This window comes from Methanobrevibacter sp. (assembly GCF_017539065.1).
Lineage (GTDB): Archaea > Methanobacteriota > Methanobacteria > Methanobacteriales > Methanobacteriaceae > Methanocatella.
Window position 1 is genome coordinate 68,346 of the sequence record NZ_JAFYHP010000014.1, and the last position, 12,154, is coordinate 80,499.

Annotated in this window: 8 protein-coding genes and 1 tRNA gene; 2 read left to right on the forward strand and 7 right to left on the reverse strand. The window is 33.0% G+C overall.

Annotation, left to right across the window (positions count from 1 at the left end):
• Positions 1–11: 11 nt before the first annotated feature.
• The 3 genes from IKS50_RS03520 to IKS50_RS03530 all read right to left on the reverse strand — a co-directional run bounded on the left by IKS50_RS03520 (position 12) and on the right by IKS50_RS03530 (position 1,328).
• On the reverse strand, positions 12–551 hold the full coding sequence (locus IKS50_RS03520; RefSeq protein WP_292845424.1) for a 30S ribosomal protein S4: 540 nt from the start codon (positions 549–551) through the stop codon (positions 12–14).
• A gap of 58 nt (positions 552–609) precedes the next feature.
• Positions 610–1,059: a 30S ribosomal protein S13 gene (locus IKS50_RS03525; RefSeq protein ID WP_292845429.1), complete on the reverse strand. Its 450-nt coding sequence runs from the start codon at positions 1,057–1,059 to the stop codon at positions 610–612.
• 184 nt (positions 1,060–1,243) lie between these two features.
• Positions 1,244–1,328 (reverse strand) — tRNA-Ser (locus tag IKS50_RS03530).
• Positions 1,329–1,526: 198 nt separating this feature from the next.
• Here IKS50_RS03530 and IKS50_RS03535 point away from each other — a divergent pair.
• Positions 1,527–2,084 (forward strand): LemA family protein, encoded by a 558-nt coding sequence (locus IKS50_RS03535; protein WP_292845431.1) that lies wholly within the window; start codon positions 1,527–1,529, stop codon positions 2,082–2,084.
• Between the two features lie 12 nt (positions 2,085–2,096).
• A complete protein-coding gene (locus tag IKS50_RS03540) occupies positions 2,097–3,872 on the forward strand; it encodes a DUF2207 domain-containing protein (RefSeq protein WP_292845434.1) in 1,776 nt (591 codons plus the stop codon).
• A gap of 100 nt (positions 3,873–3,972) precedes the next feature.
• Here the strand turns inward: IKS50_RS03540 and IKS50_RS03545 are convergent, their stop codons facing one another.
• The 4 genes from IKS50_RS03545 to IKS50_RS03560 all read right to left on the reverse strand — a co-directional run bounded on the left by IKS50_RS03545 (position 3,973) and on the right by IKS50_RS03560 (position 11,936).
• A complete protein-coding gene (locus tag IKS50_RS03545) occupies positions 3,973–4,665 on the reverse strand; it encodes a TIGR00266 family protein (RefSeq protein WP_292845437.1) in 693 nt (230 codons plus the stop codon).
• 77 nt (positions 4,666–4,742) lie between these two features.
• On the reverse strand, positions 4,743–7,055 hold the full coding sequence (locus tag IKS50_RS03550; protein WP_292845440.1) for a transglutaminase family protein: 2,313 nt from the start codon (positions 7,053–7,055) through the stop codon (positions 4,743–4,745).
• Positions 7,056–7,205: 150 nt separating this feature from the next.
• Positions 7,206–10,196 carry an Ig-like domain-containing protein gene (locus IKS50_RS03555; RefSeq protein WP_292845443.1) on the reverse strand — a complete coding sequence of 997 codons (2,991 nt, stop codon included), beginning with the start codon at positions 10,194–10,196 and terminating at the stop codon, positions 7,206–7,208.
• A 204-nt stretch (positions 10,197–10,400) separates the two neighbouring features.
• The gene (locus IKS50_RS03560) at positions 10,401–11,936 is read right to left on the reverse strand and encodes a hypothetical protein (RefSeq protein WP_292845447.1); all 1,536 of its coding nucleotides are present in this window, start codon (positions 11,934–11,936) and stop codon (positions 10,401–10,403) included.
• Positions 11,937–12,154 lie beyond the last annotated feature (218 nt).

The following is a 12,154-nucleotide window of genomic DNA, read 5'->3' on the forward strand; positions in this document are numbered from 1 at the left end:
AGTTACACCCTTTATTCTTCTGTATTAGCTTTATTATCCTTACTTCTGTTGTACTCTTCAATTTGTTTTGCTACAGGTGAAGAACGATAGAATCCAATATCATCTTCTTGACCGTTTAATACTACATAGCTTGGTGAATTGATTTTTTTACCGTCTAAAGCTATGTGACCGTGTACAACGAACATTCTTGCTTCTTTAGGAGTACGAGCTAAACCTTTTTTATACACAATAGTTTGTAATCTTCTTCTTAAGATATCCTCTACATTTAAATCTAAGATATCTTCAAGAGCTGCACCTTCAGGCAAAACACCGGTTCTAGCTAAGTGTCCTAATAATTCTAATTTTTCATTTACCATTTGATCAGCACCGAAACCAAGTAAATACCTTGCTTCCCTACTGTATCTTCTGACTAAAGTATCAGCTTTCCAAATTTCTTTTTTGTTTTTAAGACCGTATTTAGTCATTAATTTATTTTCATTTTTAATTCTTTCCGCATTCCAAGGATGAGGTGGTGTATTATACTTTTTCCTTGATTTTCTAGGTTGTCCCATTAAAACATCTCCTTATAAAATTGAATTTAATAATTTAATTTATAAAAAAAGCTCTTGCTTATCCTCTTGAACGTTTTACACCAACTGAAGAACTTTTTCTGAAAGTAGATTTGGTTCTTTGACCTCTAACAGGTAAACCAACTTCGTGTCTTCTACCTTTGTAACTTCTGGTCTTTTTCATTCTGTTTAAATCATCTCTTAAAGTCATGTCAAGATCTGATTCGATTAAGTGAATGTCGTCACCAGTTTCATAGTCTTCTCTCCTGTTTAACATCCAAGTTGGAATGCCAAAGTCAAGAGGGTTTTCTAAAATTTCTTCAATTCTTAAAACATCTTCGTCAGCAATGTATCCAATTTTTGCATCTAAATCTAAGTCTAAAACACGACAAATAGTTTTAGATAAAGAGATTCCAACACCTTTGATTTCAGTTAAAGCATGTTCAATGGTTTTGTTACCATTAACGTCCTTTCTTGAAATACGTACTAAATGTTTGAATTCGTCTTCCATTAAATAACCTCCATTTATAGAGCGAACCTACGAGACGTAAAATATAGGTTCGAATGTTTTGAATTTCAAAACACAGTTCTTTTCAACAGTTATAAACTTAGCATATCTGCTAAGAGTGCAATAAATATCAGTTTAACAAGTATTTTTATTAATATACAAAAAAATATAGTTAAAAACTAATAAACGCCGAGACTGGGATTTGAACCCAGGAGGGCTGAACGCCCACGAGATTTCCAGTCTCGCGCCTTACCAGGCTAGACTATCTCGGCATTGAAATAGTTAGCAATACTTGTACATCATACCATCTAGAATAATATGATAAGATAATATATTTAACTAAACATATATAAAGGTTTGCTTAAAATTAGGATTTTTCAAAAAAAAATAATCAATTAAAATAATTTAAATTCCTTGACTAATGGTAAACTATATTTTTAATATAATTTAAACTATTAATTGGTGATAAAATGAGTACCCTTTTAATAATAATAATTATAGTTGTTATAATCCTAATTATTGGAACAATTATACACATGTACAACAACTTAGTTGGGCTCAGAAATAGTGTGAAAAATAGCTACGCACAAATCGACGTTCAACTTAAAAGAAGAAACGATTTAATACCAAATCTAGTAGAAACTGTAAAAGGTTACGCTTCTCACGAAAAAGGCGTTCTTGAAGAAGTTACTAAAGCAAGAACTGGTGTTATGAATGCAACAACAATCGAAGAAACAAGCGCTGCAGACAGTCAATTGACCGGTGCTTTAAAAACTTTATTCGCCGTTGCTGAAAATTACCCTGACTTAAAAGCCAATAGTAATTTCCAACAATTACAGGACGACTTAACTGATACTGAAGATAAAATTGCTTATTCAAGACAATTCTACAATGATATCGTATTAAAATATAATAATGCATGTCAACAATTCCCAAGCAACATAATTGCTGGATTGTTTGGTTTTAAAGAAGAAGAATTCTTCCAAGCACCAGCTGCTGAAACCGCTGTACCTGAAGTAAAATTCTAGTGGTGAAATTATATGAATGTTAAAAAAACATTTACTATAATTTTACTTTTTTTATTATTATTTTCAACCCTTTCAGCAGTTGCGGCCGACGATGACAGAAGTTACACAATCGATCAGGCATTTGTTGATTTGACTGTTGAAAATAATGGTCTTCTTCATGTGGATGAAAGGTATGATTATTCTTTTGAGGGCAAATTCAATGGAGTATACCGGGATATCCCCCTGAAAGCCGGAGAGAGCATAGAAAATATCCAAGTATATGTTGATGGAGCATATGCAAAATATGAAGAAAGCGATGATGGAGGGTATAAGCATATTAAAGTATACTTATACTCAGATGAAGCATGTACACATGGAATCAGAGATTGTGACGTGTCCGTTTACCTCAGTTATGATATGAAAAATGTAGTTACTCTTTTCAATGATGTGGGAGGCCTCCAATACAAACTTTGGGGAGACGAATGGGATGTAGGTGTTGGAAGCGTTGACATACAGGTTAAGCTGCCTGGAGACAAGGGCAACGAATACTTCCTGAATCCGCAGGAATTCAACGTTTCAAGCGAATTAGATAAAGACACAATTACTGCTAAAACAAGCAGCATTCCTAAAGGAGACTTCTATGAAATACTTGTCCTGATGCCATTGGACGATTTCAGCGATGCGACATACGCAAAGCATGTGGACCAAAACGGCAAAGAAATGATTATGAAAAATCTGAATGACAGCATAAACGGCCGTAATTTCTGGAACACAACTTACCTTGTTTTAGGATTGCTTTCCATATTTAGCCCTATTGTTGCAGTATTTACATACTTAAGGTATGGTAGGGAACCAAAAGTGATGTATGAAGGCATCTACGAAAGAGAACTTCCAAGCGACGACCCTCCAGAAGTAGTGAATGCAATTTATGCTAATGGAGACATTGGAACTCCTAATATGGACGGATTTGAAGCAGCCATTCTAAATCTAATTGATAAAAAAGCTTTAGGTATCGAAACAGTTGCTGACAGCGAAACCGAAACTAATGATTTATACATTAAATTTAGTGGAGATACAAGTGGCCTTAAATCAAATGAAAAACAGGTCTATGATATCCTGCATCGTTTTGCTAACAAAGATAGATTGAATTTATCAAGCTTAAATTCAAGATTGTCTACCGAATCAAACGCAGAATGGTTTATGGATCAATATTCCGAATGGCAGGAAAATGTCAGTGATTCAATAGAATCAAGAGTCAGCGAAGAATTTAATGATACCGGTACAACAATTGTCGCTGTGCTTGGTGTAGGTGGGTTAGTGATTGGTGTCATTATGGCTGTTCTAGGATTTTGGACTGAATTAAAATCTGGTACATATGCCATTGCTGGAGGAATATTTTTAATCCTCTTTTCACTTTTAATAATGAAGATGGATGACGATAAATTTGGACAATGGACTCCTGAAGGTCGTGTGATGTATCTCAAATGGAAAAACTTCAAGAAGTTCTTAAAGGACAACAGTTTAATTAAAGAACACCCTCCAGAATCAATAGTTATTTGGAGAAAGTACTTGATTTATGGTGCGGCTCTTGGAGTAGCTGACAAGGTTTATGATGCCATGAAACTCCAAGAACAAAATATCTCCAATTACCATGATGATGATCTCTTCTTGTATCACCATTACGGAGGATATTACATGATGCATAACGCAATAATGAGCGGTCAATCTACAGTAAACTCTTCCTCAGATTCCGGAGGTTTTGGTGGCCTCGGAGGAGGATCCGGAGGAGGAGGTGGAGGAGCATTCTAGCTTCTTCACTTATTATTTTTTTAAATCATTATGTAAAAAATATATTACAAACTATTTTATAAAAAAAGTAAAAAAAAAGTTTATTAAATTAACAAACTTCTTATTCATTATTCGGAACATTTGTTGGTAAAAATGGAATCAATGCTTCAGCCAATTTACTGATTGGCATAGTCTGTATCCAAACTTTTCCAGGACCTTCTAATGTAGCAAAAAATAAGCCTTCCCCACCAAATAACAAGTTTTTAACACCCTTTACCCTTTGGATATCAAAATCAACTGTTTCTTCCATAGCTGCAACATGCCCATTATCTAAGATTAACTTTTCTCCAGGTTGTAATTCACGTTCAATTACTTCACCGTCAATTTCTAAAAATAACATTCCATTTCCAGTGAATTTTTGAAGAATGAAACCTTCACCACCGAATATTCCAGATCCTAATCTCTTTCTAAAATGCATACTAATTTCAACACCCTTTTCGGCGGTTAAAAATGCACTTTTCTGACCGATTATGGAATTTGACCCATTCAATCTAATAGGAATAATTTTTCCCGGAGTGCATGAGGTAAATCCTATTTCCTGATTATCTTCTTCAGCGGTAAAGAAATTTAAAAATATTGTATCGCCGGATAATGCTCTTCCAAGTCCTTTTAAAAGACCTCCCCCAGTATTAGTATCCATTTTAATACCTGAGGTCATGAATGCCATTGCTCCGCTTTCATCTTTCATGGTTTCTCCTTTTTGTAATTTGCATATTACAATAGGAAATGAACCGCCACTTATCTCATATTCCATATAATATCACCTAGAAACTTATAAATAAATATCTTACATTTTTATAATATATAATTTGGTTATTAGAAAAAAATGAACTAAAATGGAAGGCTTGCATATTTACCATGAATCTTGTAAGATTTTGTATTCCAGTTATTTATTTTTCCCAAATTGTTTAATGAGCTGGTTGCATCAGCGCAAACCCAATGTTTACCTATTAAAACTTGAGTCCATACATGGCCATATACACCGCCACTGTTGAATTTGCATGTTCCATGAACATATCTTGCCTTAAATCCTGCTGTTCTATACATTGAAACTAACAAATGAGAATGATCAACACAATTTCCTTTTTTATGCTTTAGGGTGCCTGTTGCACCATATTTGGTATCATAATAAAAACTATATGCCAAAGTGTCCCTTACATAATTAAAGATGGCCTTTGCCTTGTTCACTTTGCTAGATAAACCTCTGGTCAATGATTTAACTAATTTTTTAATCTTTAATTTTCCGACTTTGCAATGTTTTGATGATTTAAGATACTTTTTTAAATGAGAAATAAAATTTTTCTCATTCAATCCACTGTGAAACTTAGATAGCTTAACCTTTACAGATTTGGAGGCATAACCATCAAGATAATCATTATTACTTTTAGACTTAATTGAAATTTTATATTTTCCAATAGGAACATGAGTTTTGAATGTTGCATAACCTTTTGAGTCAGTTTTTGCAGTATATGTTTTATGATTAATAGTTAACTCAACAATAGTCCAAGGAGCCGGATGACCCTTTGAATCAGTGCATAAAACCTTAAATGTCTGTGAATTATCTTTGAAGGAATTTCCACTTTTCCAAATCAACTTAGGGACAGTTCTTTGAAAAACGGTTATATCAAATGAACCGGAAGTTTCATTTATTTTATATTGATCATATGTTTGATAATTAACAGTGTAGTTGCCAATTTTTAGATTGATGGTTATTGATGCTATTCCATTGCTATCCGTGGTTTTATTATAAGATTTGCCGTTGATAGTAAAAGTAATAGTTCTTTTAGCCAAAGGAACATCATCAGCGGTGAAAGCCACTTTCAACTGAGTATTTGCACCATAACCAAAATTCTTTGTACTTTTGACTTTCAGTGCAGTTTTTCCATTTTCAAGTATTGTAATAAAATTCTTTGCTTTTGCGGCTTGGAAATATTTGTTTCCCCCATATTCATATTCAACACTGTAAATTCCTTTTTTAAGTGATGCCACACTAAGATATGCCATCCCTTCACTATCAGTTTTTGTAGAATAAGTCTTTCCATTTATTTTTATTTTAATAGTCTTACCAACATTTGAATCATCATTCAATTGAGTTGTTAATTTGACTTTAATTTGCTTTTTATCATTAGGGAATAATGTATAAAATTTAGTAGTCAATTTAGTGGATGCCTTGCACTTATAAATTTTTATCTTATTGGTTTTTGTCAAACCGTCTACATTATAGCAGATAACTTCATATGTTCCTGGCTTAAAGTTATCCAAAGATAAAGTTGCCTTACCCTTTGAATTTGTTTTAACCTTATATGTTTTGCCGTTGATAGTTATTTTAACATATTGGTTTGCTAATGCCTTGCCTTCAGCGTTGTAGAATTTAGCAGTGAATTTTCTGCTGTCTCCCTGAACCTTCTTAAGGTTGCTTGAACTAATTGTTGATAGGACTTCAACTGTAGTGGTTAAGTCATATCCCGTAATCGGATTAGTTGTAGAAATTTCATAAACGCCCGGAAGCAGACTGATTGGCAGAATTACAGTACCGTTCTCATCAGTCCTTTCAGAGTATGTAACTCCATTGACAGTGACATAGACAGTGACATTGGTTAAAAAATTTCCAAAACGATCAAAGAATGTTGCACTATATTGTGTACTTCCATTATAATACTTAGTTATGTTGTTTGCTTGAATGGTAGGTAAAATTTCAAGTGTTGAAGTTAAACTACTACACTCATAAGTGTTATCCCCTAAAAAGCATACCTCTACAGCATATATGCCTGGCTTTAGGTTCAAGTTTAAGCTGGCAACGCCATAATCATCTGTTATAGCATTGTAATTAACGTCATTTATGATGAAATTAAGGCTTTTATTTGCCAATGAAGTGTTTGCATTAGAATCTGTTAAAGTTACATTGTAACAGCCGGTATAATATATGTTATCTGTTTGGGAGGCCAATTCCGTTTGATTTTTAGTATTTTCCTCAAAAGTAATGCCATTCATGTCTGTGGACAAATCATCTGAGCCAACAGATTCAGAATTAGTTTCATCTTCAATCTGAAGCAAATTAACATCATCAGAACTTAATGTAGATGAATCTGTGATATTAACATCACTTGCTTGAATTGAACTAATTGAAAAAATGAGAATTACCACAAAAAACAATGCGAAGAATATCTTCTTTTTAAAAATACTTTGCCCTCCATTAATGAATTAAATACATTTATAACTTTATTGAATATTTCTTATAAAATTTACTCTAAAACCAGAAATAATAAAAAAAAGTGAGATGTTTGGTGAAAACATCTACTTACATTTAATTTCAACTGTCTTAGCTATTTTATTATACAAATTGTTTCCACCATATACAATATCTGCTTTGTAAGTTCCTTTTTTGCCCAAATTTTTGATTTTGAAGGTTGCCTTACCTTTGCTATCAGTAGTTGCAGAGTAAGATTTGCCCTTGACTTTTAAAGTAAGCTTTGCATTCTTAATAGTTCTGCCGGCATTGTCTTTTAGAGTTATTGTGTATTTTTTAGTCTTGACTTTTGCTTTGAAAGATATTGCCTTAGAATCTATCTTTGGAGTTGCCTTTTTAACTGTGACTTTAACATCTTTTGATGACTTATCATAGATTGCGTTGCCTCCGAATGTTATTTTTGCAGTGTATACATTAGTAGTCAAATCATTAGTGGATACCTTGACTTGGCCTTTACTATCTGTTGTAAATGTTTTAGCACCATTAAGATTAACAGTGACCTTAGCATTGCCAACCGCCTTGCCGTTGCTGTCCTTCAATGTGATTACCAAATATTTATTACCATTATAAGTGACAGTAATATCCTCTGCAGCAAACTTTGTTTTAATTTTATTGACTACTAAAGTTAAATTATTGGAAGCCCTTCCAACATATTTGTCATCTCCAGCAAATATTGCTTTTACATTATATGTGCCGCTTGCCAAATTAGGAACAGTTAAAGCTCCAAAACCATCCACAACAGCAACATAGTAAGAATCATCACCGACACTTAACTTAACAGTGCCGTTGACTGTTTGACCCATACGTACATTAAACAATACCTTGCTACCGACTGACTGTGGAGTTGTGAAGTCAACGTCAATGCTGGATTGGGCGCGCGGAATGATAAAAGTGGCTGATTTTGAAATTTTCAGATATTTTTCATCACCAGGATAAGTAGCAGTTACCTCATGCAATCCCCCTGTCAGATTATTCAATGTCAAATTAGCAATGCCATTATCATCAGGTTTTACGGAATAAACATTGCCATCAACAATTATGGTGACATTTTTAGTTACGTCATTTTGAAGAATTACTTCGAATATTGTATTTTCGCCATAAGTATGATTATCAACATTTAAAAAGATAAGGGAAGCATCTGAAGAACATACGGTGAAATTATTGGAATTGTTATCCTTAGCATCATACTTATCATCACCTGCATAAGATACATCAACCTCATGACTGCCAATAGTTAATGCTGGAACAACAATGGTTGCAACACCATTCACCATAGATGTAATGGTTTTTATTTCCCCATCAACTTTAACAGTTAATTTAGACGGATCAACATCCGCAGGTAAAACAACTACGATTGTTTCATCTTTTCCGAATTCAATATTGCCAACGGTCACATCAATGGCATAATTTTCAATCTTATTTACATTTAAAGTTGTGTTATCGTTGGCGGCAACATATTTAGTGTCTCCGGCAAATGTTACATTTACATCATAATGACCATAGGCCAAACCGGATACAATATACTTTCCAACACCATCAACAATGGCAACATCATAAATTTCATTGCCCATTCTTAATTTGACAGTGGCATTTATTGCCGGATCCATGTTAATTGTTGCAACAGCACTATCCCCAACATTAATAGTAGAGTTTACTGAAACGACAATGCTTATAGGATTTCTGTTTACGTTAAATTCTTTTACCTCAGATGAATTAGCATTATAATCATTATTGCCAAGAAATGTGGCAACAACCTCAATCATGTCATCATTAACTGGTGTGTATTCATAATTGGCGACATCATCATTTGAAACATGTGCAGTGTAATTTACGCCATTGATGACAAATATCACATCACCAACAACAGATTCATTCAATCTGGCGGTAAATGTAACTGGAGTACCAGCAAAAATTGGCGCATCAACATCTGTGACGTCAATAGCTAAATCCTTTTTAACTACAAAGACTGTTATGCCAGTATCATATCCAGTATAGTTCTCATCACCATCCAAATGGAAATTGACGATATAATTACCCTCACCTCTACCATCAATACAAATATCATAACTTCTTTCAGAATTATACGGCAATGGATCCTTATAACGCTCACCATTAATATAAATAGTTAAATCGCCAGTAGAATTTTTCGTATTAACCTCAACTTGGATATCCTCACCCACATACCAAATTGAATCATAATTAACTTCAATAAGCGAATTATTCGGGAAACAAATAAATTTAGCAGACGAATTTACATTATTATTACAATAATCACCGCTGAAGAACTCAATTTTAGCATCTTTATAACCTGCAGACAAACCGAATAATTCAACATTAGCATCACCATTAGACACGATTTTACTGAATGTTATGTCCCCAATAGTGACATTAACTGTACCATTGGCATTATTTCCAATATGGACCTTTGCATAGGCACTATTAGGATAATTCACATCATTAATATCTATATCAATAGTAGGAGTCACTCTTGAAACAGTGAAACTAATATCATTTAATGTTAGATTTCCATAATTATCATCACCATAAAATAGGGCTGTGGCAACATAATTTCCCGCAGGCAATTTGGCGGCCTCAATCAAAACATTCGCACTACCATCATATAATGCATCATCGCCAATCTTAATTGAAACATTTCCATTAAATCCATCGGCACAATCAACAACAAATAATGTATTATCAAGAGCACTTACGTTTAATGCAATGATATTAGCTCTTAAATCATCACCCATCAAATTATCATCAGTTATTTCTAATTTATCAGAATATGAGTTTCCAACAGTTTCCGGTGCAGGAATTTCCAAACGGTCATCATTTGCAGATCCGTTGTTAGTTGAATCCTCTGCACAGATATGATTATCCATTTTGTCAATTACTTGATTATCTTCATTAATTTCGAAATTATCCTGCAAATCTATTGCAGTTATTGCTGTATCATTTACTTCACCAGCACATACGCTTGCGACAGTGAACAAACATATAATTAAGCATATGAGCGGGAAGATTTTTTTGAATTTCATTTAAGTTTACTCCCAATTTTTTATTTAACTTTAATTAATCTATTTGACCAATTATTTAAGTATTTTCCAAAAATGAGCAAGATATCCTTACATATTCAGTACCTATTATTTGCATTTGCCCCAACTTTTAATAAAAAAATACAAAAACAAACCCATTAGGCAAAACCTAACAATATTAATGATTTTACTTCCAAAATCTAAATATTACTTATTTTTAAATCTATATATTCCATAAGCAAATAATACTAAAAGCATTATAAAAACTAAAATTGGATTATTATTTGAATTTATTTGATTAATGCCCATACTTTTTTTATTTAAATATGATGCGGATTTACTATCCAAACCATAACCCCCTATAGAATTTGCAGAATTTCCCACCTTTAAATTATCAACTGGTTTATCATTCGTAGAATTTTGATTGAAACTAACTTTTTTAATATGATTTTTATCATTAGAATCTTGATTATGACTAACTTTAACACGATTTTTATCATTAGAATCTTGATTAATGCTAGTTGTTTTTTCACTGTTAGTATCATTATTATATGTCTTGTTTTCTACAATGTATTGAGGAGGCTCTTCAAGCCATGTTTTTGGAGCAGGTTCCGTGAAGATTTTTGTAATAAATTCTTCGAACCACTTAGTGGAGTTTGGATTAATATCCCCCCAATAATTATTTTCATAATCGCTTTTAACATATGTTAGTAAGTCATAATATGTAATGGATCCTTCAGAAGCGGTGTTTCCTGTAATGCTATTGTAATTACATATGACTATTGGTTCTATAGTAAAAAATTCTTGAAAGACATATAGGGCACCACCAGATTCTGCACTGTTATTTGTTATCTGTGAATAAGTGGTTGTAAGAGGACCTGCTGTAAAAATTCCTCCGCCACGAATTCCTGCAGTATTATTTGAGATAGTCGAATTTTTAACGGTTAACTTTCCAAGCCAATTATAAAGGGCTCCGCCCCATTCTTTTGCAGTATTATTAATGAAAATGGAATCTTCAATATATAAGTTTGAGTTCACATTTTGCCTTATTGCACCGCCATCATAATCTGCATAATTGTTCTCAAATTTTGATGAAGATACTGTGAAATTTCCATTTACAAAAGAAAGTGCTCCGGCAAAATCTCCTGCATAATTATTAATGAATTCGGAATTTTTAACATCGGCATTAGCATAATATGTACCAACAGCCCCGCCACTAAAACCGGCATAATTATTTATAAAACTACAGTTATCTATTTCCAAATATCCATAAAAGAATTTTCTTGGATACCCAAAAGATTTTGAGGATATTTCAATAGCGCCGCCATCCATACGAGCGGAATTATTTTCAAAAATACAATTTTTAATATAAACAGATTCGGCAGCTTCTGTGTAAATCGCCCCTCCGTAATCGTTAGTTTTTCCATTAATAAATGTGATGTTATTCAATTTAACAGTTACTTTTTTATCAATGAAAATAATTGAATTCTTTTGTCCACCATCAATTACAATATCCTTTGTTTCTCCAAGACCTTGCAAGGTAATGTTTTTTGTAATTCTAATCGATGATTCATGATATGTTCCAGGATTTAGATAGACAATATCGTCATCACTAGCTACATCAATTGTATCCTGAATAAATGTAGTATTATCGATTGTAATATTATTTTCTGCAGAAATTGGAGCTATGAATAAAATTAAAATCACTGCAAGAAAAATCATGTATTTTTTAAGCATCACCATCAATAATATATTTATTTATATCGTATAAAAATATTTATGATTAAGATTTAATTCTTTAGAGCAACTACTTCCAAAACCTTGGATATGTATCCGGTTTCATGAATACTTTAGAAACATTTACGGCAAAGCCACTGCCAGCTTCTAGAATTTCATTAGAAGTTAATAACGAGTTACCTGCACCGACCAATTCACCTTTGAGTGTTTCAATCGCCACAATA

Excerpts from the sequence above, each read along its gene's own strand:
- IKS50_RS03520 (WP_292845424.1), bottom strand. The coding sequence starts at position 551 with ATGGGACAACCTAGAAAATCAAGGAAAAAGTATAATACACCACCTCAT.
- IKS50_RS03525 (WP_292845429.1), bottom strand. The coding sequence starts at position 1,059 with ATGGAAGACGAATTCAAACATTTAGTACGTATTTCAAGAAAGGACGTT.
- IKS50_RS03535 (WP_292845431.1), top strand. The coding sequence starts at position 1,527 with ATGAGTACCCTTTTAATAATAATAATTATAGTTGTTATAATCCTAATT.
- IKS50_RS03540 (WP_292845434.1), top strand. The coding sequence starts at position 2,097 with ATGAATGTTAAAAAAACATTTACTATAATTTTACTTTTTTTATTATTA.
- IKS50_RS03545 (WP_292845437.1), bottom strand. The coding sequence starts at position 4,665 with ATGGAATATGAGATAAGTGGCGGTTCATTTCCTATTGTAATATGCAAA.
- IKS50_RS03555 (WP_292845443.1), bottom strand. The coding sequence starts at position 10,196 with ATGAAATTCAAAAAAATCTTCCCGCTCATATGCTTAATTATATGTTTG.
- IKS50_RS03560 (WP_292845447.1), bottom strand. The coding sequence starts at position 11,936 with ATGGTGATGCTTAAAAAATACATGATTTTTCTTGCAGTGATTTTAATT.